General features: G+C 72.2%; 22 protein-coding genes, 2 tRNA genes and 2 pseudogenes. 9 read left to right on the forward strand and 17 right to left on the reverse strand.

From position 1 onward, the window contains the following. Window positions 1–78 precede the first annotated feature (78 nt). The 3 genes from AB0I22_RS12820 to AB0I22_RS12830 all read left to right on the forward strand — a co-directional run bounded on the left by AB0I22_RS12820 (window position 79) and on the right by AB0I22_RS12830 (window position 2815). Window positions 79–1188, forward strand: a complete 1110-nt coding sequence (locus AB0I22_RS12820; protein WP_363130762.1) for a hypothetical protein — start codon at window positions 79–81, stop codon at window positions 1186–1188. Window positions 1189–1598: 410 nt separating this feature from the next. Then, entirely contained in the window at window positions 1599–2189 is a 591-nt protein-coding gene (locus AB0I22_RS12825; protein ID WP_363130763.1) for a lytic polysaccharide monooxygenase auxiliary activity family 9 protein, read from the forward strand. 230 nt (window positions 2190–2419) lie between these two features. Further along, window positions 2420–2815 carry an ATP-binding protein gene (locus tag AB0I22_RS12830; RefSeq protein ID WP_363130764.1) on the forward strand — a complete coding sequence of 132 codons (396 nt, stop codon included), beginning with the start codon at window positions 2420–2422 and terminating at the stop codon, window positions 2813–2815. A 17-nt stretch (window positions 2816–2832) separates the two neighbouring features. Here the strand turns inward: AB0I22_RS12830 and AB0I22_RS12835 are convergent, their stop codons facing one another. The 5 genes from AB0I22_RS12835 to AB0I22_RS12855 all read right to left on the reverse strand — a co-directional run bounded on the left by AB0I22_RS12835 (window position 2833) and on the right by AB0I22_RS12855 (window position 5935). Further along, window positions 2833–3813 (reverse strand): cytochrome c biogenesis CcdA family protein, encoded by a 981-nt coding sequence (locus tag AB0I22_RS12835; protein WP_363130765.1) that lies wholly within the window; start codon window positions 3811–3813, stop codon window positions 2833–2835. Continuing rightward, window positions 3810–4598 (reverse strand): thioredoxin domain-containing protein, encoded by a 789-nt coding sequence (locus tag AB0I22_RS12840; protein WP_363130766.1) that lies wholly within the window; start codon window positions 4596–4598, stop codon window positions 3810–3812. The genes AB0I22_RS12835 and AB0I22_RS12840 overlap by 4 nt, the downstream gene beginning before the upstream one ends. A gap of 193 nt (window positions 4599–4791) precedes the next feature. Then, window positions 4792–5160 carry a hypothetical protein gene (locus AB0I22_RS12845; RefSeq protein ID WP_363130767.1) on the reverse strand — a complete coding sequence of 123 codons (369 nt, stop codon included), beginning with the start codon at window positions 5158–5160 and terminating at the stop codon, window positions 4792–4794. An 81-nt stretch (window positions 5161–5241) separates the two neighbouring features. Next, a complete protein-coding gene (locus tag AB0I22_RS12850; protein ID WP_363130768.1) occupies window positions 5242–5718 on the reverse strand; it encodes a hypothetical protein in 477 nt (158 codons plus the stop codon). A 46-nt stretch (window positions 5719–5764) separates the two neighbouring features. After that, the gene (locus AB0I22_RS12855) at window positions 5765–5935 is read right to left on the reverse strand and encodes a hypothetical protein (protein WP_363130769.1); all 171 of its coding nucleotides are present in this window, start codon (window positions 5933–5935) and stop codon (window positions 5765–5767) included. A gap of 118 nt (window positions 5936–6053) precedes the next feature. On the opposite strand from AB0I22_RS12855, the pseudogene AB0I22_RS12860 reads away from it, so the two are divergent. Then, a pseudogene (locus AB0I22_RS12860) lies at window positions 6054–7389 on the forward strand (hypothetical protein). Between the two features lie 113 nt (window positions 7390–7502). Here AB0I22_RS12860 and AB0I22_RS12865 read toward each other — a convergent pair. From AB0I22_RS12865 to ehuB, 6 genes are all read right to left on the reverse strand, one after another. After that, window positions 7503–7576: transfer RNA gene (locus AB0I22_RS12865), tRNA-Lys, on the reverse strand. 54 nt (window positions 7577–7630) lie between these two features. Beyond that, window positions 7631–8392 (reverse strand): IclR family transcriptional regulator C-terminal domain-containing protein, encoded by a 762-nt coding sequence (locus tag AB0I22_RS12870; RefSeq protein ID WP_363130770.1) that lies wholly within the window; start codon window positions 8390–8392, stop codon window positions 7631–7633. Window positions 8393–8621: 229 nt separating this feature from the next. Then, window positions 8622–9428 carry an ectoine/hydroxyectoine ABC transporter ATP-binding protein EhuA gene (gene ehuA, locus AB0I22_RS12875; protein WP_363130771.1) on the reverse strand — a complete coding sequence of 269 codons (807 nt, stop codon included), beginning with the start codon at window positions 9426–9428 and terminating at the stop codon, window positions 8622–8624. Then, window positions 9418–10068, reverse strand: a complete 651-nt coding sequence (gene ehuD / locus AB0I22_RS12880) for an ectoine/hydroxyectoine ABC transporter permease subunit EhuD (protein ID WP_363130772.1) — start codon at window positions 10066–10068, stop codon at window positions 9418–9420. Before ehuD ends, ehuA begins: the two co-directional genes overlap by 11 nt. Further along, entirely contained in the window at window positions 10065–10787 is a 723-nt protein-coding gene (ehuC, locus tag AB0I22_RS12885) for an ectoine/hydroxyectoine ABC transporter permease subunit EhuC (protein ID WP_363130773.1), read from the reverse strand. Before ehuC ends, ehuD begins: the two co-directional genes overlap by 4 nt. Continuing rightward, the gene (gene ehuB, locus AB0I22_RS12890) at window positions 10784–11686 is read right to left on the reverse strand and encodes an ectoine/hydroxyectoine ABC transporter substrate-binding protein EhuB (protein WP_363130774.1); all 903 of its coding nucleotides are present in this window, start codon (window positions 11684–11686) and stop codon (window positions 10784–10786) included. Before ehuB ends, ehuC begins: the two co-directional genes overlap by 4 nt. Before the next feature lie 177 nt (window positions 11687–11863). Here ehuB and AB0I22_RS12895 point away from each other — a divergent pair, with 177 nt between their 5' ends. Next, entirely contained in the window at window positions 11864–12364 is a 501-nt protein-coding gene (locus tag AB0I22_RS12895; RefSeq protein ID WP_363130775.1) for a DUF3830 family protein, read from the forward strand. Between the two features lie 102 nt (window positions 12365–12466). On the opposite strand, the gene AB0I22_RS12900 is transcribed toward AB0I22_RS12895, so the two are convergent. Together AB0I22_RS12900 and AB0I22_RS12905 are read right to left on the reverse strand one after the other, a co-directional pair. Beyond that, window positions 12467–13885, reverse strand: a complete 1419-nt coding sequence (locus AB0I22_RS12900) for an amidase (protein ID WP_363130776.1) — start codon at window positions 13883–13885, stop codon at window positions 12467–12469. A 185-nt stretch (window positions 13886–14070) separates the two neighbouring features. Then, a pseudogene (locus AB0I22_RS12905) lies at window positions 14071–15009 on the reverse strand (D-2-hydroxyacid dehydrogenase); the annotation flags it as partial. A gap of 221 nt (window positions 15010–15230) precedes the next feature. Here AB0I22_RS12905 and AB0I22_RS12910 point away from each other — a divergent pair. From AB0I22_RS12910 to AB0I22_RS12920, 3 genes are all read left to right on the forward strand, one after another. Further along, on the forward strand, window positions 15231–16205 hold the full coding sequence (locus AB0I22_RS12910) for an aspartate/glutamate racemase family protein (RefSeq protein ID WP_363130777.1): 975 nt from the start codon (window positions 15231–15233) through the stop codon (window positions 16203–16205). Between the two features lie 50 nt (window positions 16206–16255). Next, on the forward strand, window positions 16256–17074 hold the full coding sequence (locus AB0I22_RS12915; RefSeq protein ID WP_363130778.1) for a decarboxylase: 819 nt from the start codon (window positions 16256–16258) through the stop codon (window positions 17072–17074). A 227-nt stretch (window positions 17075–17301) separates the two neighbouring features. Further along, window positions 17302–18453, forward strand: coding sequence for an LLM class flavin-dependent oxidoreductase (locus tag AB0I22_RS12920; protein WP_363130903.1), 1152 nt, complete (start codon window positions 17302–17304; stop codon window positions 18451–18453). On the opposite strand, the gene AB0I22_RS12925 is transcribed toward AB0I22_RS12920, so the two are convergent. Further along, entirely contained in the window at window positions 18450–20504 is a 2055-nt protein-coding gene (locus AB0I22_RS12925; protein WP_363130779.1) for an EAL domain-containing protein, read from the reverse strand. The genes AB0I22_RS12920 and AB0I22_RS12925 overlap by 4 nt on opposite strands. 279 nt (window positions 20505–20783) lie before the next feature. Between AB0I22_RS12925 and AB0I22_RS12930 the strand changes: the two genes are divergently transcribed. Further along, the gene (locus AB0I22_RS12930; protein WP_363130780.1) at window positions 20784–22037 is read left to right on the forward strand and encodes a M6 family metalloprotease domain-containing protein; all 1254 of its coding nucleotides are present in this window, start codon (window positions 20784–20786) and stop codon (window positions 22035–22037) included. A 58-nt stretch (window positions 22038–22095) separates the two neighbouring features. Here AB0I22_RS12930 and AB0I22_RS12935 read toward each other — a convergent pair. The 3 genes from AB0I22_RS12935 to AB0I22_RS12945 all read right to left on the reverse strand — a co-directional run bounded on the left by AB0I22_RS12935 (window position 22096) and on the right by AB0I22_RS12945 (window position 23704). Then, a tRNA-Lys gene (locus tag AB0I22_RS12935) sits at window positions 22096–22169 on the reverse strand. Window positions 22170–22225: 56 nt separating this feature from the next. Continuing rightward, complete coding sequence (locus AB0I22_RS12940; protein ID WP_363130781.1) at window positions 22226–22894, reverse strand: bifunctional DNA primase/polymerase; 669 nt, start codon at window positions 22892–22894, stop codon at window positions 22226–22228. A 441-nt stretch (window positions 22895–23335) separates the two neighbouring features. Continuing rightward, window positions 23336–23704, reverse strand: coding sequence for a hypothetical protein (locus tag AB0I22_RS12945; RefSeq protein ID WP_363130782.1), 369 nt, complete (start codon window positions 23702–23704; stop codon window positions 23336–23338). Window positions 23705–23968 lie beyond the last annotated feature (264 nt).

A 23968-nucleotide genomic window follows, 5' to 3' on the forward strand; every position in this document is an offset into this window, starting at 1 on the left:
GATGGAACGTCTGGTGCCACTCGGACGTTTGGGGTGAGTGGGACGATAGGGATGGCTGGTACGAGAGGGATGGCCGCAATGACGACCGCGATCGAGACCGCGCCGCAGGACCCGCGCCTCCACGGGTTCCTGCCGCCGCGCACGCCCGTACGCACCATGATCGGCACCTGGGTGCGGCTGGACGCGCTCGCCGCCGAGGCCGCCGCCGCGGCCGACCGCGACGCTGCCCGCGAACTGGTCGAACGGGCCGCCCGCGACGGGGACCTGGCCGCCCTGCGGGTCCGCGTCTCCCGGCTGTCGCCGCGCAACGCCGAGGCCGCCGGGATGCGCGTCGCGGTCATCGCGGCGGCCTGCGGCTGGGCCCACCTCGACCCCGACGCGCCCGCCTCCGGGCAGGACGCCGACGCGGCCTTCCTCGACCTGTGGGCGGCCGTCGCGCACCGCCTGGACCGGCCGCACTTCGTGGCCCTGCCCACACTCGCCCTCCTCAACTGGGGCCCGGCCCGCAAGCCGCGCCGCCAGATTCCCATCGACCAGCTCGCCCGCACCGAGGAACTGGTCCCGGTCGTCCGCTGGTCGGCCGACGAGCAGCGGCTCAGCCGCCTCGACCACCTGATGCTCGCCGCCACCCGGCTGGAGGCGCACGGCATCTGGCTGTTCCGCCTCGCCGACACCCTCGCCGAGGACGGCCCGCAGGCCGCCACGGCCACTGCGCTGCGCCGCCTCACCCGCATCCAGCACACCCTCCGCGCCCAACTGCACGCCGAGCAGAGCACCCTGGAACTCGCCCCCAGCACTCCGCAGCAGCGCGCCGTACTGACCGCGCTCGCCGCCGACGGCCGCGGCCACGGCCCCGTCGGCCGGTCCGGCACCGGGCTGCCGGGCGCCCTGGAGCCGCCCGTGCTCCAGGCCGCCGAGGCCGTACTCGGCATGGGCGCCCGCCGGCTCGGCGAGGGCGGCCGCCAACTGGTCCGCCGCCACCTGCCCGCCCCGCAGCGCGCCTGGCTCACCGCCATGGACCGCCACTGCGCTCCCGTACGCACCCTCGCCCACCGCGGCGGCTCCGCCTCCATGGCCTACCGCGAGGCCCAGGAATCCCTCATCGCCCTCCGCCACGCCTATGCCGGGCTCCTCCGCACGGCGGCGGAGCCCCAGGTGCCGGCGGCCCGTCTGGGGGCCGCCGCGTAATTCGCGCGGGGTCGGGGGGTTCCGGGGGCGGTGCGCCCGGCGAAGTCCAGGGGGCCGGTCCGAGTTCGGCCAACCTGGCTGGGGCGGGAGGGGTCCGGCTGACGCGGGAAGCGCCGGACGCGGCGCCGTACGCCGGTCCGGAGCGCAGGCGCGTCGCGGCTGGGCGGCCGGTGGCGCAGCCCGTCCACCAGGTATGCGACGGGCTGCCGGGGCGCGTCCGGTGGTGCGGCTCGGGTGGACGCCGGGGGTGGGTTCGGCGGCGGGCGGGTGACGGGAGTACGTACGTACTGCGGCCGAATCCGGGCCCCCATTGGTCTGGACATGATGAACGGCTGGTACTAGCCTCCCAGTTGGTCTAGACCGCACTTCACTCGACTCACAGAACCCCCCACGTTCTCAGGGAGCGAAGCATGCGCAAGAAGATCAGTGCCGCCGTGATCGGCCTGTCCATCGCGGGTGTCTCACTGTTCGCCACCGGCAGCGCGTCCAGCCATGGCTATGTCGACTCGCCCACCAGCCGGCAGTCCTACTGTGCCAAGGGCACTGTGAAGAACTGCGGCGAGATCCAATGGGAGCCGCAGAGCGTGGAGGGCCCCAAGGGCTTCCCGAGCCGCGGGCCCGCCGACGGCAAGATCTGTGCCGGCGGCAACAGCAGGTTCGCGGAGCTCGACGACCCGCGCGGCGGCAAGTGGCCCGCCACCACGGTCACCGCCGGCCAGGGCTTCCAGTTCCGCTGGAAGCTCCCCGCCCAGCACGCCACCACGGACTTCAAGTACTACATCACCAAGGACGGGTACAACCCCAACAAGCCGCTGACCCGCGCCGACCTGGAGCCGCAGCCGTTCATGACCGTGCCCTTCGGCGGCCGTATCCCCGCGTCCACCGTCACGCACCAGGGCACCATCCCCACCCAGAAGACCGGCAAGCACCTGATCCTCGGCGTCTGGACCATCGCCGACACGGGCAACGCCTTCTACTCCTGCTCGGACATCCAGTTCTGAGCCTCCGCAGCCGCGTACTCTGACCGCTCGACAGGGCGCGCGGCACCCACGAAGGGCCTCCCTCCCACCCCCGGGGAGGCCCTTCGCCCGCTCGGCGACGCCGGATTTCCGGAGTTGTTCGAGATTTCCCACGCTCCCCGGCTTCGCGCACCCGCGGTCGTCTCGTAAGATCCACATCACAGCAGCCAACTCTTCGCGGCCGGGGGCGAGTAGGAGGAGCCATGTCCGCCATGGCCGAATATCCCCCGCAACGCTACGAGCAGCAACTCGTCGCCCAGCCGCGCGCGTTCGCGCGCGTACGCCGCGCCGTCGCGTCCCAGCTCCGGCTGTGGGACCGCGCGAACCTCGTGCCCGGCACCGCCATGTGCGTCACCGAACTCCTCAGCAACGTCCACAAACACACCGCGACCGCGGAGTGCGTGCTGACCATCGACAACCTGCCCGGCGGCATACGGGCCGCGGTCAGCGACGCCGACGCCGGAATGCCGACGGTCAAGGAGCCCGACTACTTCGCGGAGAGCGGCCGCGGCATGTTCCTGCTCTCCGAGACCGCCGACACGTGGGGCGTGGACCTCAACTCCACCGGAAAGACGGTGTGGTTCAGACTGGACACCGAAGCGGGATGAGGCGCGGCCGCCCCGCGTCATGAACCCGCCTCGGCCCCGGCCTTCTCCCCGTCGCCCCTGCCCTCGGCCGTCTTGGCCGGGCTGTCGGTCGCGCCGAGCGGCCCACCGGGCTTGCTGGGACTGCCGGCCTCATCGGCCTCGTCCGCCTTGCCGGCCTCGTCGGCCTTGCCAGCCTCGTCCGGCTTGTCGGGGCGCAGCGCGATCCGGCCCAGGACGGCGGCCACGGCCAGCGCGACGATCGCCAGCAGTACGTAGTCGGGAACGGCGTTGCCGATGCGCGAGGCGATCTCCTCCAGGTGGAACTCCTGGTCGGTGTCGAGGATTCCGGGCAGCGCGGTCGTACCGTCGAAGGTCAGGAAGAGCGCCCCGATGCCGATGAAGAACAGCCCGGAGACCAGCGACGTGGTGTGCAGCTCCAGGCGGCCCAGCCGGAACGCGCGACCGCGCAGCCAGCCCCGCCGGCCGAGGTGGAAGCGGTCCCAGAAGAGGGCGAGCACGAAGAGCGGCAGCGCCATCCCCAGCGCGTAGACGGCCAGCATGGACGCCCCGTACACCGGGCTGCCGTTCACCGCGGTCACCGTCAGCACCGCGCCGAGGATCGGGCCCGCGCAGAATCCGGCCAGCCCGTACACGCAGCCCAGCAGGAACGTGGACGCCGCCGACCGAGGCGTGATCCGCCCCGCCGCCGCCTGCGCCCGCTTCGACGCGAAGCCGAGGCCGACGATCTGCGCCACGCCCAGCGCGATGACCACCCAGCCGCCGATCGTGATCAGCAGATCGCGGTGGCCGTTGAAGAGCCGGCTGGCGGCGGTGGAGGCCGCGCCGAGCGGCACCAGGGTGGTGGCCAGCCCGAGGTAGAAGACGCCGGTACGGGCCAGCAGCTTGCCCGGGCTCGCGAGCGAGTACGCGAAGAACGCGGGCAGCAGCAGCGCGCTGCACGGGCTGAGCAGGGCGAGGGCGCCGCCCAGGAAGGCGGCGAGGTAGCCGATGTCGTTCACTTGGCGGCCGCCTTCGCGTGGTCGCGCGCCGCCGTGATGGCCTCCTCGAAGGCGCTCATGGGCTGGGCCCCGGCGATGGGCCGACCGCCGACGACGAACGAAGGGGTGGACTGGACGCCCAGGCTGTACGCCTCGTTCTGGTCCTTCTTGACGGCGGCAGCGGCGGCCGAACCCTTCAGGTCCTCGCGGAACCGGTCCGCGTCGCCGACGCCGCTCTTGCGCGCGAGGTCGACGAGCTTGTCCTCGGCGAGGGCGTCGCCCTTGCGGAGCTTGGCGTACAGCTCGTCGTGGAACGCCCAGAACTTGCCCTGCCGGCCCGCCGCCCAGGAGGCGCGGGCGGCCCGCTCCGAGTCCTTGCCGAAGATCGGGAAGTTGCGGAACTCGATGCGCAGCGTGCCGTCGTCCACGTACTTCTTGACCAGCTCGGGCTGCGTCTCACGGGTGAACCGGCCGCAGTACGAGCACTGGTAGTCGGCGTACTCGACGAGCACGACGGGCGCGTCCTTCTTGCCGAGGGCGAGCGCGTCGCCGTCCTCGCGGCGCGCGGTCGCCTTGTCGAACTGGTCGTACATCTTCTGCTGCTCGGGATCGGCCGCGGCGGCGTCGCCCTGCTGGCCGGCGCCGGTTCCGGCCGACGCGTCGGAGGAGGCGGCCGAGTCGGAACCGCCGTCGTCGTTGATGTTCTCGCCCACGGCGATGCCGGTGGCGACGAGCGCCACGATCAGCGCGAAGACCGCGCCGATGGCCGCGACGCGACGGGAGGGGGAGGTGATGCGGGAGGACATGGGGGATCGGGCTCCAGGGCTCGAAGGGCTCGATGGGTTCGCGGGGATCGCCAGGACGGCTGAGGGCCGTCAGGACCTTCAGGACCACCAGGGTCGCCAAGGGCGATCAGGACCTTCAGGACCGTCAGGACCATCAGGATCGGAACATGCCGAAGACCGGCCTGGTCACAGGCCGGGTGGCGTGTCGATACGGCTAGATCCGCAGAACCGGCAGGAGCTCGGCGCAGCCCGCGACGGGCAGCGGCGGAGCCCGCGGGCCACCGGCGCGGGGCAGCGGCGGCGCGGTGTACGGGAGGGGCTCGACACCCGGCCCGGGCAGCGGGTCGGAGTGCGGATGGGCGACGGCGGCGTCGGGGCCGGGTTGCGCGGGCGCGTGATCCGGCGCGCACTTGCCGGGCACCGAGGCCGACGGGGCCGACTGCTCGGCGACGACGGCGAAGGCCGTCCGCGCGGCGGACTCGGAATGCGCCGCCGCCGCGAGCGCGCACGGCTTCGGGACGAAGAGCGCGGCGAGGAGAAGGAGCAGCGCCGTGACGGCGAAGTGCCGGCGTGAGCGCGGCATGCGGCTTCTCCTCTCTGCTGTACTGTCCGGTCCGGACCCGGACCGTCCGGCCGGCCACCATGGTACGGGCCGCCCCCGCCGTCAGGCGGCAGTAAGGGCGTCGTCGCGCGCGATGGCGCGCAGCGCGGTCCGCTGGGCGTACCAGAGCAGGGTCACCGTGGTGGCCGACATCAGCACCGCGAAGAGCAGATGGCCGAACGTCCCCGCCACCGCCAGCCCGAGCGCCCCCAGCACCACATGCGCTCCCACCCGCAGCAGCACCAGCCCGATCGCCACCTTCCGCGTCCCCTTCCCCCGCCACAACCGCTTCGCCAGCCGCACCCGCGGGCGCAGCACCGTCAGCGAGATCCCGATATTGACCACGGCCACGGCGATCAGCGCATACATCGCCTGCGGGTAGGCGCGCAGCAGGTCGTACGCGGAGGACATGACCCCCTCGAAGGCGAAGAACCAGACCGGCAGCGGCTTGATGGGCCCGCCATTCGTGGTCTTGGCCGTCTCCGTGGCCGCCACCGGACCGGTCTGCCGCGAATCCTGCGCGAGCGGAAGCGTCGTCATACGGACAAGCCTGCTGGCAGCCGCCTCTGCCGGGCAGAGCCGCCGATCACGACCCGTCCATGACATAAGTCATCGGGCATGCGCCCCTGCCGGCTCCCGACCACGCCGACCGGCGGTCGGGGGAAAGCGTGAGCCCGAAGTCCTCACGCGCCGGAACCGCGCCGTGGGGAAACAGCTCGCTGATGTGCGCGATCTGGTCCGTCATGGCGGGGGTCATTTGCGGCTCCCTCGCGGCTGCGGTTCGTACGTTCAGGTAACCCCCGGAGCGGGCTCGACCGGTACCGTGAGAGGGAGCCGTGAGCATGAAAGCCATGAATTGCAGCGGGAGTTGGACCATGCCGAACAGCCCGTACGCACCCAACCCCGGCCTGGCCGGCCTGCTCGACGAGACCAGGTGGTCATGGAGGCAGTTCGCGAACGCGGTGAATCGCACTGGCGCCGAGGCCGGACTGGCATTGCGCTACGACCAGTCGGCCGTGTCGCACTGGCTTTCCGGGACCATGCCGCGGGCGCGGGCCCGGCCCATCATCCTCGAAGCGCTCGCCCGGCGACTCGGACGTCCGGTCACTCACGCCGAGGCCGGCTTCGCCGGTCCGGCGGGGGGCGGGGGAGAGCGGCGATGTTCTCGAAGACCTCATCGATGTCGGAAGGGCGGACATGGACCCATCCCGTAGGGGCGTACTCACTGCCGGCGTGTACTCGGCGGCGCTGACTGTTCCGCTGTTCCCCGACCTCGCGGGGGCGGTGGAGCGCGGTACCGGACGTACCGCGCGGATCGGTTCCGGCGAGGTCGCCACCGTGCGCACCATGACCGACCGGATCGCCGGCATCCTCGATGAACTCGGTGGCGGCCATGCCCGGCCGATGGCCGCCGCCTTCCTGGTCAACACGGTGGCTCCGTATCTGAAGGCGTCGGCCGCGGAGAAAGTCCGCAAGGACATGCTCGCCGCCGCCTCGGACCTCGTGTACCTGACGGGCTGGATGGCGATGTACGAGCGCGAGCACGGTCTCGGGCAGCGCTATTACGGCAAGGCTCTGAAGCTGGCCGGAGCGGCCGAGGACCATCTCACCTACTGCCGCACGCTGCGCGGCATGAGCCTCCAGGCGTCGAACCTCGGCTATGGCGGCAAGGCATTGCGGCTCGCCGACGCCGCCGCGGAGGCTTCCCCGAAGGCCGGGCCGCGCTTGCGGGCGTTCCTCGCCGGGCAGCAGGCCCACGCCGCGTCGATGACCGGCGACCGGCGCTCCGCCATCGCCAGACTCGGTGAGGCGGAGGCGGCCCTGTCGAAGGCGGATTCACGGCGCGAGTCCGTCGGCGGCTACGACGCCAGTTCGTACCACTTCCACGAGTCCCACGTGCTGTACGAGTTCAAGGACCTGGGCGGGTCGATCCGGGCCCTGCGTGAATCCTTGAAGGTCCAGCCGCGGCAGGAGCGACAGGGCCGGGTGCACTCGAACGCTTTGCTGGCCCAGCGGCAATTCGAGTCCGGGCACGTGGAAGCGGCGTGTGTGACGTGGCACACGTTCCTCGATGATTACGTGCAGTTGTCCACGGCGCGCGGGGACGAGCATTTCGACGCCATGCGGCGGCGCGTCCGGCCATACGGCAAGATCCGCGCGGTCCGGGAGCTGGCCGAGCGCGCCCGCTCGGTCGCCGTGCTCAAGACGTGAGCGCGCCGTCGCCTGGCGTGGTGGGCGGAAGACCCTGACCCGCGCGGGGCAGGGGAGCGGTGTACGCACGAGTAGAGGCCCCTCACCGGAGTGAGGGGCCTCTACTCTGTCTGTGCGCCGCCAGGGACTCGAACCCCGGACCCGCTGATTAAGAGTCAGCTGCTCTAACCAACTGAGCTAGCGGCGCGTGCTGACGAAAGAAATACTACCTGCTCCCGAGGGGTGCTCCTGACACCCGGCGTCACAGCGTGAGCGAGAGCAGCAGCGGGGCCGCCGAGCGGTTCAGGGTGTCGGCCGCCTGGCGCAGCCGGTGGGCGTGCTCCAGGGGGAGGGAGAGGGCCAGGCAGCCGACCGCGTGCCCGGCCGTGATGGGGACGGCGGCGCAGACGGTGCCCACCGCGTACTCCTGGAGGTCGAGGACGGGGACGGTCGCCGGCTGGCTGTCGAGCTTGGAGAAGAGGACCTTCTCGTTGGTGATCGTGCGGGAGGTGAGCCGCGCGGTCTTGTGGCGCGAGAGGTGGTCGCGGCGGTCGTCGTAGTCGAGCTGGGTGAGCAGGCATTTGCCGACCGCGCTGGCGTGCGCGGCGGAGCGGAAGTCGACCCATTCGTTGACCTTGGGGGTGCCGGGGCCGTCCGCGTACTGCGTGATCTTGACTTCGCCGTCGATGTAGCGGCTGATGTAGACGGCCGCGCCGAGGGAGTCGCGCAGGGTGTCCAGGGATTGCTGGAGCTTGCCCTTCAGGGCTGCTCGCCGGTCGCCGCCGCCGGAGCCGAGCAGGAGCAGCGCCTCGCCGACGGCGTACGTGCTGTCCGTGACCTGCTCCACGTAGCCCTCGCGGCGGAGCATGCGCAGCAGGTGGGCGAGGTGGCCGGTGGGCAGTCCCGTTTCGCGTGCTATTTGTGCGTCGGTGACGCCGCCGACGTGCTTGGCGACCGTTTCGAGCACGCGCAGGGCGTACTGAACCGAGTGGAACGGCGCGGTCGGCTCGGGTTTGAGCGCCACGGATTCCCCCTAGCAGTTTCCAGCAGGTTGCCGCTTGCGACTCCACGATAGCCGCCAAGAGGGGGAAATGGGGCGGTTGTTGGCCAGAATTGTGACGCGCTCCGGGGCCCTGTTCAGGAGCGCGCCACACTGGCATATGTCAGCGGGATAAAAGTGAGAGTACGGGCTCCCGCGGCGTCAGTTCAGGATGGCCGGCCGTGCCCGATCAATGGCGCGGTTCCGGCCGTTCTCAGAGCACCGCACTCAGGAATTCCCGCGTCCGCTCGTGTTCCGGGTCGGTGAAGATCTTCTCCGGCGAACCGGACTCGATCACCCGGCCCGAGTCGAACATCAGCACGTCGTCGGAGATGTCGCGGGCGAAGTTCATCTCGTGCGTCACGCACAGCATCGTGATGTCCGTCGTGTGCGCGATGTCGCGCAGCACGTCCAGCACGCCCGCCACCAGTTCGGGGTCGAGCGCCGACGTCACTTCGTCCAGCAGCAGCACCTGGGGCCGCATCGCCAGCGCCCGGGCTATCGCCACCCGCTGCTGCTGGCCGCCGGACAGCTGCGTCGGGTACGCGTCGCAGCGGTCGCCGAGCCCCACCAGGTCCAGCAGCTCGCGCGCCCGCTCCCGCGCCGCGTCCTTGCCGAGCCCCAGTACGTGCACCGGGGCCTCCATCACATTGCGCAGCACCCGCATATTGGGGAAGAGGTTGAACTGCTGGAAGACCATCCCGATGTTCTTGCGCACCTCGCGGGTGTGCTTCTCGCCGGCCGGGACCAGCTTGCCGCCCTTCTCCTCGTGCGTGAGGTATTCGCCGGCCACCTTGATCGTGCCCTCGTCCGGCCGCAGCAGCGTCATCAGCAGCCGCAGGATCGTGGTCTTGCCCGACCCGGACGGCCCGATGAGGGTCACGTGCTTGCCGGGCGCGACCGTGAAGTCGAGGCCGTCGAGGACCGTGTTGGCGCCGAAGCGCTTGGTGACGCCGTCGAAGCGGATGAGTTCGCGGCCCTCGGCGGGCGCCGCGGTCGGGGTGTCGGATTCAGTGGCCAAGGCGTCGCTCCAGGGCTCGCATCAGTAGAGATGCCGGATAGGCGATGACGATGAAGGCGATGCCGACCATCGTGAACGGCTCCACGTACTGGAAGGTCCGGGCGCCCTCCAGGCGGGCGTTCTGCAGCATGTCCAGGACGCCGATGATCGCCAGGATCGGGGTGTCCTTGAGCATCGCGATGACGTAGTTGCCGAGCGCCGGGACCACGCGGCGGACCGCCTGCGGCAGGATCACCGCGGTCCAGGTACGGGCCCGGGAGAGGCTGAGCGCGGTCGCGGCCTCCCACTGGCCGGCGGGCACCCCGTCGATGCCCGCCCGGTAGACCTCGGCGGTGTACGTCGAGTAGTGCAGGCCGAGCGCGATCACCCCGGTGGTCAGCGCCGAGAACTTGATGTCCCAGGTCGGCAGCACGTAGAAGAAGAAGAACAGCTGCACCAGCAGCGGCGTGTTGCGCACGAACTCCACCACCGCCGTCACTGGCCAGCGCACCCACCGCGTCGGCGAGCGGAAGGCCAGCGCCCACACCAGGCCCAGCGCGAAGGCGAGCAGCGCGCCGAGGGCCATCGCCTCCAGCGTGACGCCCAGCCCGTGCAGCAGCTCCGGCCAGAATTTCCGGGCGGCTTCCCAGTCCCAGCTCACCGCTCACCTCCGGCGGTCAGCGCGGCTCCCGGCTTCGCCCCGCGCCGCGGGAACACGCCCTTCCCGGGGGCCTGGCCGATGCCCGCCTTGGCCTTGCGCTCCAGCAGCCGCATCAGCCGGGTCAGCACGAAGGCCAGCACGAAGTAGATGGCCAGGATGATCGCGTAGATCTCCAGGCTCGCGCCGGTCGCCAGCCGGGAGAGCTGGGCGGCGAAGGCGATGTCGGCGACGCTCATCACGGAGACCAGGGCGGTGCCCTTGAGCAGCTCGATCAGCAGATTGTTGAACGGCGGGATCATCTCCGGGACGGCCTGCGGCAGGATCACCCGCCGCATCCGCTGTGCGGGCGTGAAGCTCAGCGCCACGGCCGCCTCGCGCTGCGCCGGCGCGACCGCGGCCAGCGCGCCGCGCACGATCTCGGAGCCGTACGCGCCGTACGACAGGCCCAGCGCGAGGACCGCCGCCCACATCGGGACGAGCTGGAGCCCGAAGGCCAGCGGCATCACGAAGAACAGCCAGAACATCAGCACCAGCGCCGAGGTGCCGCGGAAGACCTCGACATAGACGCCGGTGACGAACCGGACGATCCACAGCCGGGACGTACGGGCGATGCCGACGCCGAAGGCGACGACCGCCGCGAATACCGCGCTGTACACGGTCAGCTGGATGGTGACCCAGATACCGGGCAGCAGCCAGTGCTGCCAGAGTCCCGTTGTCATTTCCCGCACAACTCCTCTGCGGTCAGATTGGTCATCTCGGTTCTGGTGAAGCCGAACGGACGTATCACGCGGAGCAGTTCCCCGGACTTCTTCATCTTGTGCAGCTCGGCGTTGAAGGCGTCGCGCAGCTCGGTCTCGCCGGGGCGGAAAGCGAAAGCGCCCGCGCCGTGCACATCCTTGCCGTCGACTTGCGGAAGGAATGGTTCCGTGGATTCGACCTTGGCGCCCGGGTTCTGCCGAATGACATTGCGCACGGTCAGACTCGTGCCGGCGAAGGCGTCCACGCGGCCCTGTTCGACGGCGAGGAGCCCGGCCAACTGGTCCGGATAGACCTGGATATCGGTGACGCCCGCGCTCTTCGCGTAGCCCAGTTCGGCATAGGCGGTGCCGCTGCCCAGCCTGGCCCCGGACCGTTTGACGTCGGCGTAGGTGCGCAGCTTCTTCGGGTTGCCCTTGCGGACGATGAACGCGTCCAGGACCTCGTAGTCCGGGTCGGCGAAGATGACCTGCGAGCAGCGGTCGGCGTTGATGAACATGCCCGCCGATATCCCGTCGAACTGCTGCGAGTTGAGGCCGGGTATGAGCGAGTTGAACTCGGTCGGCACCGGCTGGACGCGGGGCACCCCCAGGCGCGGGAATATCACCTTCGCCAACTCCGGCGCCTCGCCGGTGAAATCGCCGTTCTTGTCGATGTAGCCGAAGGGGATCTCCCCCGCGATCCCCAACCGGACCGTGCCCTGCGATTTCAGCCGGTCCAGCAGATTCCCCCCGTCTTCGGCGTCCGCTGTCGACACCCGGCTACAGCCGACGGCGCCCAGCAGACCCATTGCCGCCCCGCCCGCCAGCAGCGAGCGGCGGCGCATCACCATTCTCCTGTTGTTCTCCATAGATGGAGCCATGGGCGCGCGGCTACCCCGCCCCGTCGAATATATGCAGATCGTTTTCGGACCTTGATACAGCTGTTGTTCGGTGGGTCAATGCGCCGCAATCGGCGGCGGAGTCAGGCAAGCTGAAACACAGTCAGGCAGAACGACGGAGAAGAACCGACGGCAAGCGGAAGCAGGAGAGGAACGGCGATGAGTGATCAATTCATTGAAGTCTCGCTCGACAAGCGAGGCGTGAGCTGCACGGCCCGGCTCCTGACCGACCGGGCCCCGCTGACCTGCGCGGCCGTGTGGGACGCGCTGCCGCTCGGCGGCGACGTCTACCACGCGAAGTACGCGCGCAACGAGATCTACGCGCTGCTGCCGACGTTCGCCCTGGAAGAGCCGCCGCTGGAGAATCCGACGGTCACCCCGATCCCCGGAGACCTCTGCTACTTCACCTTCTCCGAAACCGAGTTGGGCACCAAGGCGTACGGCTACGAGAGCCGGGCCAAGCACCAGGGCCGGTCCCAGGTCGTCGACCTCGCGCTGTTCTACGAGCGCAACAACCTCCTGATCAACGGCGACGCCGGCTGGGTCCCGGGCATCGTCTGGGGCACCGTCGTCGACGGCCTCGACCGCATGGCGGACGCCTGCCAGGACCTGTGGCGGGCCGGGGCGCTGGGGGAGACCCTCAACTTCCGCAGGGCCTGACCCGCCGCGTACGGACCGCCGCGTACGGGCAGCCGCGCGCGACCCGCCGGCGGCCCGTACGCGCTCCATGCGGCCTGCGGCCTGCGGCCTGCGGCCTGCGGCCTACCGGGCGGGCGTCACCCGCTCGGCGACCCCCGCCTCGTACAGCGCGTGTGCCGCGCGCAGCAGCACGGCGTCCGCGTGCCGGGCCGCCACCAGCTGCGCGCCGATCGGCAGCCCGTCCTCCGACAGCCCGCACGGCACCGTCGCGGCGGGCTGCTGCGTGAGGTTGAAGGGGTACGTGAACGGCGTCCACCCCGTCCACCGTGTGTGCTTCGAGTCCGGCGGCACCTCGTGCCCCGCCTCGAACGCCGTGATCGGCAGCGTCGGCGTCAGCAGCAGGTCGTACGTGCTGTGGAAGCGCCCCATGGCCTGGCCGAGCGCCGCCCGCGTGTCCATCGCCCCGAGGTAGTCCAACGCGCTGTACGACTCGCCCAGTTCGACGATCTCCCGCAGCCCCGGGTCCAGCAGCTCCCGGTCCGCCGCGCTCATCGGCTGCACGACGCGCGCCGCGCCGCTGAACCACAGCGTGTGGAACGCCTCCACCGGGTCCGCGAACCCCGGATCGGCCTCCTCCACCCGCGCGCCCAGCCGCTCGAACAGCTCCGCCACCCGCCGTACCGCCGCCGCCACCTCCGGGTCGACCACGCCGTGCCCGTCCGGCCCGCCTGCCCCCAGGCTCGGGCTGTACGCGATCCGCAGCTCCCGCACACCGCCGCGCAGCGACTCCTGGAACGTCGTCCCGTGCGGCCCCAGCCCCGACCAGTCCCGGTAGTCCGGGCCGCTGATCACATCCATCAGCAGCGCCGCGTCCGCCGCGTCCCGCGTCATCGGCCCGACGTGCGCGAGCGTCCCGAACGGGCTCGCCGGATACAGCGGAACCCTCCCATAGGTGGGTTTGAGACCGAAGATTCCACAGAAGGACGCGGGAATGCGGACCGAGCCCCCGCCGTCCGTCCCCAGGCTCAGCGGCCCCGCCCCCAGCGCCACCGCCGCGGCGCTGCCGCCGCTGGAGCCGCCCGCGGTGCGCGAGGGGTCGTACGGATTGCCGGTGACCCCGTGGAGCGGGCTGTCCGTGACGCCCTTCCACCCGAACTCCGGCGTCGTCGTCTTCGCCAGGAAGACCGCCCCGTGCTCGCGCAGCCGCGCCACCGAGGGCGCGTCCTCGTCCCAGGCCGGCCCCTTCGCCCGTACGGTCCGCGAGCCGCGCAGCGTCGGCTCGCCGCGCATCAGCAGCAGGTCCTTGACGGTCACCGGCACGCCGTCCAGCAGCCCCGAGGGCTCGCCGCGCAGCCACCGCGCCGCCGACGCCTCGGCCTCCCGCAGCGCGGCGTCGGCGGCCACCCGGGTGAAGGCGTTGACGGCGGGCGGCGCCTCCTCGATGCGGGCCAGGTTGGCGCGCACCACTTCCACCGGGGAGAACGCGCCCGAGCCGTAGCCGGCGAGGAGTTGGAGGGCCGTGAGGTCGGCCAGTGAAGTCATACGGTCCTCCGCGAGGGGTCGGTCGTGCCAGGCGTCCCGGTCGTGCCCGGGCCGGTGGTGCCCGTGCCGGTCGTTCCGGTGCCGGTGGTCTCCGTGCCGGTCGTCTCCGTGCCGCTCGTTCCCGCGCCGGTGGTCTCCGTGTCGCTCGTTCCCGCGGCGGCCGTCGCCGGCGTCCCGGATGCGGCCGGGACATACCCGAGCCGTTTGTCCACGACGTTGAGCAGCGGTTCGCCCGCCGCCCAGCGGTCGAAGTTGTCCTCGAACTGCTCCGTGAGATCGTCCCGCCAGCCCGCCGTGTCCCCGCTCATGTGCGGCGAGACGAACAGCCCCGGCACATCCCACAGCCGGCTGTCCACGCCCAGCGGCTCGCTCTCGAACACATCGAGGGCCGCCCCCGCGATCCGCCGCTCGACCAGCGCCTCCACGAGATCGTCCTCGACCACGAGCGGGCCCCGCCCGACGTTGAGGAAGCGGGCGGTGGGCTTCATCCGGGCGAACGCCTCCCGGCCGAACATCCCCCGGGTGGCCGCCGTCAGCGGGGCCGCGCACACCACCCAGTCGGCGGCCGGCAGCAGCCGGTCCAGCTCGTCCGCGCCGCGCACGCCCGGCCGGGCCGTACGCCCGACCAGCTCGGCGGTGATGCCGAGCGCCGCGAGCGTACGGGCCACGGCCTGCCCGATCGGCCCGCCGCCGACCACCACGGCGCGCGTGCCGGCCAGCCGCATCGTGTCCCGGTGGCGCCAGCGGCGCTGCCGCTGCAACTCCCAACTGCCCGGGAAATCCTTGGCCATGGCGATCACCAGTCCGGCGACGTACTCGGCGATCGGCTGCTCGAAGATGCCGCGCGCGTTGGTGAGCAGCGTCGCGCAGGCGGCCAGTTCGGGGCAGAGCAGATGATCCACTCCGGCGCTCGCGGTGTGCACCCAGGCGGGCCGCGCGCCCGCGCCGGGCCACGCGTCCCGGACGGCCCGGGAGCCGAAGTCCCAGACCAGCAGCACGTCGGCGGTCGGCAGCAGTTCGGGCAGGGAGGCGTCGTCGCAGACCACCACGGAGGCGCGGCCTTCGAGACGGTCGAGCCGGACCGGCGGTTCGGTGCCGAGGACGAGAACGGTGCTTTCGGACATAGGCGGGAAACCGTTTCGCAATGGGGGTCCGCTTGGGTGTCGGAGGCAGTCGACAGGTCGCCGGAGATATGAGGATTGACCACGCTAGGGACCTGAAACTACCGTCGTCAATAAGGCGCTGATTATGCCGACGGAACACCCTCTGTCCCGACGTCCCGGCGCAGGCCGGCCCGCTGTTTCCCAGGCCAATGGCCCTGCTCTCCGTTGTATTGGAGTGCGATATGGACGTCTCCTCCTTTATGGGCGGCCCGCGGCCGCAGTGCGGCGTGGGGGTGGTGGCCCCCTTCGATTTCGCGCTCGACCGCGAACTGTGGCGGTGGGTCCCCGATGAGGTCTCCCTGCATCTGACCCGGACGCCCTTCGTGCCCGTCGAGGTCAGTCTCGACCTCGCCCGGCTCGTCAGCGAGCACGAGACCCTGCGCCACGCGGTACGGGCGCTGTCCGCCGTCGAGCCGGACGTGGTCGCGTACGCCTGCACCTCCGGCAGCTTCGTCGGCGGCGTCCCCGGCGAGCGCGCGATGTGCGCGGCCATGACGCAGGCCGGCGAGGTGCCCGCGGTGACGACCTCCGGGGCGCTGCTCGACGCGCTGCGCGAGATCGGCGCCCGGCGCATCGCCGTGGTCACCCCCTATACGAAGTCGGTGACCGACTCGCTGGAGGAGTATCTGGCGGGCGCGGGCATCACGGTCACCGGCCGCGCGTACCTCGGACTCACCCGGCACATCTGGAAGGTGGCCTACCGGGACGTCGTCGACATGGCCCGGAAGGCGGTGGTGGGCGCGGCCGACGCGCTCTTCATCAGCTGTACGAACCTGCCGACGTACGACGTGATACCGCAGCTGGAGGCCGAGTTGCGGATGCCGGTGCTCTCCGCCAACCAGGTGACGGTCTGGGCGGCGCTGCGGCTGGCGGGGGTGCGGGCCGTGGGCCCGTACCAGGCGCTGCTGGACCCCGTCGCGAGATCGGGCCCGGCGGGGATGTGCTCGGCGCCGCCGCCGGTATCGCCGATCCCGGCCATTCCGATCCCGGCCATCCCGGCCGTCCCGTCGGTTCCGCCCCCGTCCGCCATGCCGGCCGTGCCGTCCGTACCGCCCGTCGCTGAGGCCGCGCTCGCGGGCCCGGCGGCCGTGCCGGACGGGGAGCCGGCCGAGGGGTTCGACCCGCCGGGCCAGGCCCTGTCGGAGGACCCCGGATAACCCGACCGCACCACCTCTTCCCCTCGTCCCACGTCAGCCAGGAGCCGCAGATGCCCCACGCGCCGCAGACGGACCCGCCGACGGACCCCAAGACGGAGGACCCCAAGACGGAGGACCCCAGGACGGCCCTCCTGACAGAACAGCCGCCCACCGTCGGATTCCTGTACCCCGGATACTCCGCGGAGGACGACTACCCGCGCCTCGCGTCGCTCATCGGCGGCGTCCGGCTGCCGCTCGTCCACACCGACATCGGCGAGGACGCCCACCGAGTGGACGCCCTGCTGGAGATGGGGTCCGCGGCGCGGCTCGTGGCGGGGGTCGCCGAGCTGCGGCGGCAGGGCGCGGGGGCCGTGGTCTGGGCCTGTACGAGCGCGAGCTTCGTGTTCGGCTGGGACGGCGCGCACGAGCAGGTCCGCGAGCTGTCGGCCGCCGCGGGTCTGCCGGCCTCCAGTACGTCGTTCGCCTTCGCCCACGCGGTACGGGCCGTGGGCGCGGAGCGGGTCGCGGTGGCGGCGACGTACCCGGCGGACGTGGCCGAGTACTTCACGGCCTTCCTGAAGTCGGCGGGGATCGAGGTCGTCGCGGCCCGCGGCAGCGGGATCATCACGGCCGCCGAGGTCGGGACGTGGGGCCGCGAGGAGGTGCTGGAGCTGGCGCGAGCGGGCGACCACCCCACGGCCCAGGCGGTCCTCCTCCCGGACACGGCCCTGCACACGGCGGCGCATCTGCCCGCACTGGAGGCGGCTCTGGGCAAGCCCGTGCTCACGGCCAACCAGGTCACGGCCTGGGAGGGACTGCGGCTGCTCGGCCACGCGGCGGCCTGCCCGGACCTGGGGAGGCTCTTCGGGGACGGCCGGCGGGCCCTGTAGGACGGCGGGCCCGATAGGCGGTGGCCGCCGCCACGTGGGCCGGCCCGGCCTCGTACGGGCATGGGCCCACGCGGCGCGTACGGCGGCCCCGTCCCGGAATTCCCAGAATTCCCGGGCGGCGGGAATAACCGGAGAGCAGCTCCGGTTGACTTCGGTGACCGACGGGCGGAACCAGCGCGGATCCGCCGCCGACAGAACCACCGGAGAGGCGGGCCACCGTGGCCGAAGTGCGGGACAAGGGCGGCGTCGACGAGACCCACGACACCGTCCGGGCGGAGCCCAGGGGCAGCGCGCCCGTACCCCTGTCCGTACTGGACCTGGCGACCGTCGGCAGCGGCCTGACCGCCGGCCAGGCGCTGCGCACCACGGTCCAGCTGGCGCGGCTGACCGAGCGGCGCGGGTTCCAGCGGTTCTGGGTGGCCGAGCACCACTCCATGCCCGGTGTCGCGTCGTCCTCCCCGGCCGTCATCCTGGCCCACCTCGCGGCGCACACGGACCGCATCCGCCTCGGCTCCGGCGGCGTGATGCTGCCCAACCACGCGCCCCTGGTCATCGCCGAGCAGTTCGGCACCCTCGAAGCCCTCGCGCCGGGCCGGGTCGACCTCGGCCTCGGCCGTGCCCCCGGCACGGACGGCGCGACCGCCGCGGCGCTGCGCCGCACCGACCGGCTGCACGAGGGCGCCGACGACTTCCCGCAGCAGCTCGCGGAGCTGACCCGGTTCCTGGACGACGACTTCCCCGGCGGCCACCGCTACGCCCGTATCCACGCGGTCCCGGGCCCGGTGCAGGGCAGCGTCCCCGGCGGCGTGCAGTCCGCGGACCGGCCCGTGATCTGGCTGCTGGGCTCCTCCGGGTTCAGCGCCCAGCTCGCCGGGACGCTCGGGCTGCCGTTCTCCTTCGCCCACCACTTCTCGGCCGCCAACACCGTCCCCGCGCTCGACCTCTACCGCGAGTCCTTCCGCCCCTCGGCGGTACTCGACCGGCCGTACGCGAAGATCGGCGTGCAGGCGTTCGCCGCCGAGGACGGCAAGGAGGCGCTCCGCCAGGTGCGTACGGGCGCGCTGTCGATGCTGCGGCTGCGCACCGGCCGGCCGGGCCTGGTGCCGTCCCCCGAGGAGGCGGCCGCGTACGAATACAGCCCCGCGGAGCGGGAGTTCGTCGACAGCTGGCTCGCCAACGTCGTGCACGGCACGCCCGACGAGGTCCGCGCGGGGCTCGACGGGCTCGTCAAGCGGACCGGCGTGGACGAGCTGATGATCACCGCCAACGCGCACGGCCGGGACGCGCGACTGCGCTCGTACGAACTGATCGCGGACGCGTACGAGCTGCCGCACCTCCCGGCCCCCTCCTCGGAGGACCGCACGCCTGACGCGGGCTAACCCGCACTGTCCGGGTGGCCCTCCTCGGCCGCCCGGCCTTCCTCGACAGGACGGCTTCCTGTTTCGGGGTGGCCTTCCTCGACAGGACGGCCTTCCTCCACGGGGCGGCCTCCCGCTTCGGAGTGGCCTTCCTCCACGGGGCGATCTTCCGCTTCGGGGTGGCCTTCCTCCACCGGGTGGCCGCCCGCTTCGGGGTGGCCGCCCCCCTCGGGGCGGACCTCCCGCACCGGCCCGCTCCCGTCGGCCGGATGGCCCTCGGCGACCACCAGCGCGGAGATCAGCTCCGGCGTCACCGGCCGGGAGTAGAACCACCCCTGGCCGGTGTCGCAGCCGATCCGCCGCAGCCGGCGCGCCTGCTCGGCGCTCTCCACGCACTCCGCCGTGACCTTGAGCCCCAGCCGGTGCGCGAGCTCCACCAGCGCCTCGACGATCGTCTCGTCGGCCGGGTTCGGGTGCTCGTCGGTCCGGAAGCCCCGGACGAACGAGCCGTCCAGCTTCAGGGCGGAGACCGGCAGCCGGCTGAGATAGGCGAGGTTGGAGTAGCCGGTGCCGAAGTCGTCGATGGCGATGGCCACGCCCATGTCGCTGAGCTGCTGGAGCTGTTGCAGCGGCCGGCCGGCCGAGCCCATCACGGCGGACTCGGTCAGCTCCAGCTGGAGGAGGCGGGAGGGCAGCCCGGTCTCCCGCAGCACGGTCGCGACGTCGGCGACCAGATCCGAGTCCCAGACCTGGCGCACCGCCACATTGACGCTGACGGTGATCGGCGCCTCGGGGTGCGCGAGCTGCCAGCGGCGGGCCTGGCGGCAGGCGGTCGCCAGCACCCAGCGGCCCAGCGGGACGATCGCGCCATTCTCTTCAGCAAGTCCGATGAACCGATTCGGCGCCAGCGTGCCGAACTGCGGATGGCGCCAGCGCACCAGCGCCTCCACGCCCCGCACGGTCCCGTCGTCCAGCCCCACCAGGGGCTGGTACTCCAGCACGAACTCGTCCCGGTCCACCGCCGGCCGCAGCGTGCTGGACAGCGCCTGGCGCGTCATCCGGTGCGCGTTGCGCTCGGGGTCGAAGAGCGTCCAGCGCGCCTTGCCGTCCTCCTTCGCCCAGTACAGCGTGGTGTCCGCGGCCTGCATCAGCTCGGTGGCGTGGGTGCCGACGGACGGCCGCTCCACGACGCCGATCGACGCCGAGACGGCGAGCCGCTGCCCCGCCACGTCGAACGGCCGCTGGAGCGCGGCCAGCACGGCCGCGGCGAGGTCCGAGACCTGCTCGGTCCCGGAGGAGCCCTCCACCAGCAGCGCGAACTCGTCGCCGCCGAGCCGCGCCACCAGGTGGCCGCCGGGCGCCGCGCACTCGGTCAGCCGCTGCGCGACCTCGGTCAGCAGCCGGTCGCCCACGCGGTGGCCCAGCGTGTCGTTGACGGCCTTGAAGCCGTCGAGGTCGAGGTAGCACAGCCCGATCCGGCCGCTGCCGCCGAGCTCGTACGTCGCCGCCTCCAGCGCCATGGACAGCCGCTCGAAGAACAGGCCGCGGTTGGGCAGCCGGGTCACCGGGTCGTGCATCTGGAGGTGGCGCAGCCGGGCCCGGAGGTCGTACCGCTCGCTGATGTCGGCCACCGACAGCAGCGCGTTGCAGCTGTCGGGGAGCGGCGCGACGACGATCTCGGCCCACAGCCGGCCGCCGTCGGGCCGGGGGAGCCGGCGGGTGCAGCGCAGCCGGTCGCGGCGGCCGTGCAGCACCTCGCGGTACGCGGCCCAGGTGCGCGGGTCCGCGCGCAGATCGGCCAGGTCCGCGGCGGGGGTGGCGGTGAGCCGGGCGGGCTCGGTGCCGAGCAGCGCGCCGAGCGCCGCGTTCGCGGTGAGGATGAAGCCGCCCCGGTCGACCACGGCCATCGCCAGATGCGCGCCGTTGAAGGCGGCGCGGTAATCGGCGAGACAGTCCGGCCGGTACCCGGTGCGGTATCCGGCGTGATGGTCGCCGGAGGTCGCGCTACGTTCAGTGATCGTTGGCAGCGCCGTTGCGGGCACGCCGCCCTGGCCGTCGGGGGTTCCGCTCACCGCTCGCTCCCGCGTGGCTTTGCTGGAAATGTGGCGATCATAGAGCTTCACGCGAGGGCCGTTCCAGCGACTCAGTCGTGATCAACGGCACTCAGGGTGAGCGTTTGATCGGTTCCGATCGGTTGGTTGGGGACTGTGTCGGCTGGCTGATCGCACGTGACTGAGTGTTACTTACCCCGTAGAGGGCCGAGTCACTCGACTGGGGCAGTGGAACAGGGCGTACCACCGCGAACCGCCACAGGGTGGGTGGGTGTCCCGAACCCAGCCCGGGAGGTCGACGTGGTGCGTCCGCAGCCACCCGAGGGAGTGCACCGGTCACGGCTGCGCCGCGCGGCCGCCCTGCTCTCCTCCCTCTGCGCGGTGATCGCCACCAATGTCGTCGCGGCCCCCGTCCAGGCGGCCGGGTCCGCCGGACCGTGCGCGCTGCCGCGCAGCGAGGCCCACCACTCCGAGGGCCTGGACTCCTGGGACCCCGCCTACCCCCGGCCCCGCGGCCGGCTGCACGCCGTCATGCTCTTCCTCTCCTTCCCCGACGCCGCCCCCGCCACCGGCCCCGGCGACCTGGCCGCCGACCACTTCCCCGACACCTCCCGGTTCTTCGAGCGCGCCTCGTACGGGAAGTTCAAGCTGGACGTCCACCCGGTGAAGCGCTGGCTGCGGATGCCGCGGAAGTCCACCTCGTACCGGATACAGCGGGACTGGGACGCCGAGCACCGCACCACGTACCTGCGCGACGCCATCGCCGCCGCCGACCCCGCCGTGGACTTCAGCCGCTACGACGTCGTCTACCTGGTCGCCGACCCCGACGCGCCGGGCGTCGACTCGGACGCCACCAAGGTCATAAACCTCGACGAGCCGATCTCCGTCGACGGCGCCCGGCTGAGCCGCATCGTCACGGTCTTCGAGCACCACCCGCCCGACCGCAACGTGCTCGCCCACGAGACCCTGCACGTCTTCGACCTTCCCGACCTCTACCACCGGCCGACCGACGGCAAGGGGGACTGGGACACTCACGTCGGCGACTGGGACCTCATGGGCAGCCAGTTCGGACTGGCCTCCGAACCGTTCGGCTGGCACAAGTGGAAGCTCGGCTGGCTCACCCCGCGCCAGATCGACTGCGTCCGCGGCCCCGGCACCGGCCGGCACGTCCTGGAGCCGCTGGAGGCCCCGATGCAGCCGGGCGCCGACGACCGCACCCGGCTCGTCGTGATCCGTACGAGCCCCACCGAGGCCGTGGCCGTCGAGGCGCGCGGCGTGGGGGGCAACGACGCCGGGTCCTGCGCGGAAGGGGTGCTCGTCTACCGCGTACGCAGCGACACCGCGTCCGGCGACGGGCCGGTCCAGGTGCTGGACGGGCACCCCCGGACCGCCGCCTGCGTGGGCGCCTCCGTCTACCCGCCGCTCGCCGACGCCCCGCTGGACATCGGGGAGAGCTTCGGGACGGGCGGGGACGGCGGCGGGAGCGGGGTGCGGGTGACGGTCGAGGGCCGGACTACGGCGGGGGCGTGGACGGTGAAGGTGACCACGCGGTGACGCCGGACGGCGACGACGAAGGGCCCCTCGCTTCCGCGAGGGGCCCTCCGTCTGTCTGTGCGCCGCCAGGGACTCGAACCCCGGACCCGCTGATTAAGAGTCAGCTGCTCTAACCAACTGAGCTAGCGGCGCCTGCTGACGTAGAAGACCTTAGCACCCCCGTCCGGGGAAGCGAAAATCGATGGGTTTCAGCTCGGTGCGAGCGCGTGTTGGCTGGTCGCGGGGGTGTCGGCCGGGGCGCTCAGCCCCGTGCGAGCCGCCCGTATGCACCCCCACAGCAGCACCTCCGGCCCCGGCAGCCACGGGCGCCGCAGGTCCGGGGCGACCAGCCAGCGGGAGGGCGGTCCGGGCTTCGTATCGGCCTCCGGGGAGTCGAAGAGGTCGACGGGGAACAGCGGCGGCACGGTCACCGCGTCCCCCTTGCCGTGGCACAGCGGCTGCGGCACCATCGCGCGCCACTCCTCCCAGTCCAGCAGCGCGGGCAGCCGCTGCGCCGTGCCCACCGCGGCGAACAGCAGGATGCGGCCGCGCTGCGCGGCCACGGGCCCCGAGCCGGGCCCGTCCGACCACAGCCGGTCGGCGAGCCGGCGGCCGAAGAGCGCGGGCACGCTGATCACGTCGAAGGCCGTGCCGCAGGGCAGTACGACGGGCGCGGCCGGGTCGGAGGCCCAGAGCGCGTGCACACTGCGCGGGAACGGGCTGGCCGAGGCGAGCCAGTCGGCCCCGGCGAGGGTGACGTAGGCGGCGGTGTGGCGGGGGTGCTGGGGGCGGCGCTGCCGTTGGGGCCGCCGGGGCTGATGGGGGAGGCGGGAGCGGGTGGGGCGGATGGGGGATGGATCACGGGGCCAGGTGCTCATGCCCGACAGGTTTACCGGTACATGGAGTTCCGTTTTTGTGGATTGGTGGAAATCGGGACGGGATGGGGTGCGGTGCAGTACCGTCCGCCCTCGCATATGCCAACGGCCCATGATCTTGGCGATCATGGGCCGGAGCGGGGGCGGTGGGGCCTGTGCGGGACCCTCCGTGCGGGCTCGCCGCTCGGGCCTGCCTGTGCCGGGGCCCGGCCCTGTGCCCGAGCCTGCGCGTGGGGCTGTTCCTGCGCCCGTACGCGTACGGGCGCCTCCTGGCGCCGCGGTGGGCCGGTCCGCACCTTGGCGGGCCGTACGCGCCGGACCCTGCTGCGCACGTGCTGACGCGGCACCGGACCGATACGGCGTTGGGTCTACATGCCGAAGTGCCGACGTGGTGCCTGGTGCCGGGGAGTTCGGTGAGGCCGTATGGCCGTTCAGGGCCGGCCGTCAGGCCGTCGGCGGGGTGCCGTCGCGCAGCAGGCCGCGGCCGAACTCGATCATCTTCTGCGCGTAGTCCTCGGCCCAGTCGGCGCGTTCGCCGATCGCGGACGCGGAGAGGCGGTCGAAGCGCTTGGGGTCGGCGAGGAGGGCGGCGGCCATCGCCTGGAACTCCGTGGCCCGGTCCGCGGCGGCGCGAAAGGCCAGCGTCAGCTCCGTGGCGCGGGAGAGCAGCTCGCGCGGATCGTCGATCGATTCGAGGTCGAAGAAGTGCTCGGCCTCCGCGACCGCCTCCGGCGGTTCGAAGAGCAGGGGCGCGGGCTTCATACGCCGCGGCGCGGCCTCGCGCGCTTCGCCTGCCGACTGCGGCTCGGACATGTGCCTACCTCCAGGATCGTGTGCCGCGTTCCATTGTCCCGCCCTGCGCAAGTGCGCCCCGGGTCAACGGGGCTCTCCGTTCGCATCACCGGACCGTTCCGCCCAGGCCACAGGGCTGTTCCGCCCGTATCACCGCGGTGTCGGGGGTGCTGTCGCACGGAAAGGGCCGCCCACGGCCGCAGACTCGGCGGAGCTGCCGGCTCCGCCCCCATTCGCGCAGGTCAGCGGCAGCGGCTGGATTCGGCGGAATGCCGGATGCCGTGG

The sequence above is a fragment of the Streptomyces sp. NPDC050610 genome, assembly GCF_040654875.1.
Classification (GTDB): domain Bacteria; phylum Actinomycetota; class Actinomycetes; order Streptomycetales; family Streptomycetaceae; genus Streptomyces.

Bases quoted from the DNA above. Each gene is read 5' to 3' on its own strand.
- AB0I22_RS12910 (WP_363130777.1), top strand. From the start codon at position 15,231: ATGGACGTCTCCTCCTTTATGGGCGGCCCGCGGCCGCAGTGCGGCGTG.
- AB0I22_RS12850 (WP_363130768.1), bottom strand. From the start codon at position 5,718: ATGACGACGCTTCCGCTCGCGCAGGATTCGCGGCAGACCGGTCCGGTG.
- AB0I22_RS12900 (WP_363130776.1), bottom strand. From the start codon at position 13,885: ATGACTTCACTGGCCGACCTCACGGCCCTCCAACTCCTCGCCGGCTAC.
- AB0I22_RS12830 (WP_363130764.1), top strand. From the start codon at position 2,420: ATGGCCGAATATCCCCCGCAACGCTACGAGCAGCAACTCGTCGCCCAG.
- ehuC (WP_363130773.1), bottom strand. From the start codon at position 10,787: ATGACAACGGGACTCTGGCAGCACTGGCTGCTGCCCGGTATCTGGGTC.
- ehuB (WP_363130774.1), bottom strand. From the start codon at position 11,686: ATGGCTCCATCTATGGAGAACAACAGGAGAATGGTGATGCGCCGCCGC.
- AB0I22_RS12825 (WP_363130763.1), top strand. From the start codon at position 1,599: ATGCGCAAGAAGATCAGTGCCGCCGTGATCGGCCTGTCCATCGCGGGT.
- AB0I22_RS12945 (WP_363130782.1), bottom strand. From the start codon at position 23,704: ATGTCCGAGCCGCAGTCGGCAGGCGAAGCGCGCGAGGCCGCGCCGCGG.
- AB0I22_RS12820 (WP_363130762.1), top strand. From the start codon at position 79: ATGACGACCGCGATCGAGACCGCGCCGCAGGACCCGCGCCTCCACGGG.
- AB0I22_RS12845 (WP_363130767.1), bottom strand. From the start codon at position 5,160: ATGCCGCGCTCACGCCGGCACTTCGCCGTCACGGCGCTGCTCCTTCTC.
- AB0I22_RS12840 (WP_363130766.1), bottom strand. From the start codon at position 4,598: ATGTCCTCCCGCATCACCTCCCCCTCCCGTCGCGTCGCGGCCATCGGC.
- AB0I22_RS12940 (WP_363130781.1), bottom strand. From the start codon at position 22,894: ATGAGCACCTGGCCCCGTGATCCATCCCCCATCCGCCCCACCCGCTCC.
- AB0I22_RS12855 (WP_363130769.1), bottom strand. From the start codon at position 5,935: ATGACCCCCGCCATGACGGACCAGATCGCGCACATCAGCGAGCTGTTT.
- AB0I22_RS12915 (WP_363130778.1), top strand. From the start codon at position 16,256: ATGCCCCACGCGCCGCAGACGGACCCGCCGACGGACCCCAAGACGGAG.
- AB0I22_RS12895 (WP_363130775.1), top strand. From the start codon at position 11,864: ATGAGTGATCAATTCATTGAAGTCTCGCTCGACAAGCGAGGCGTGAGC.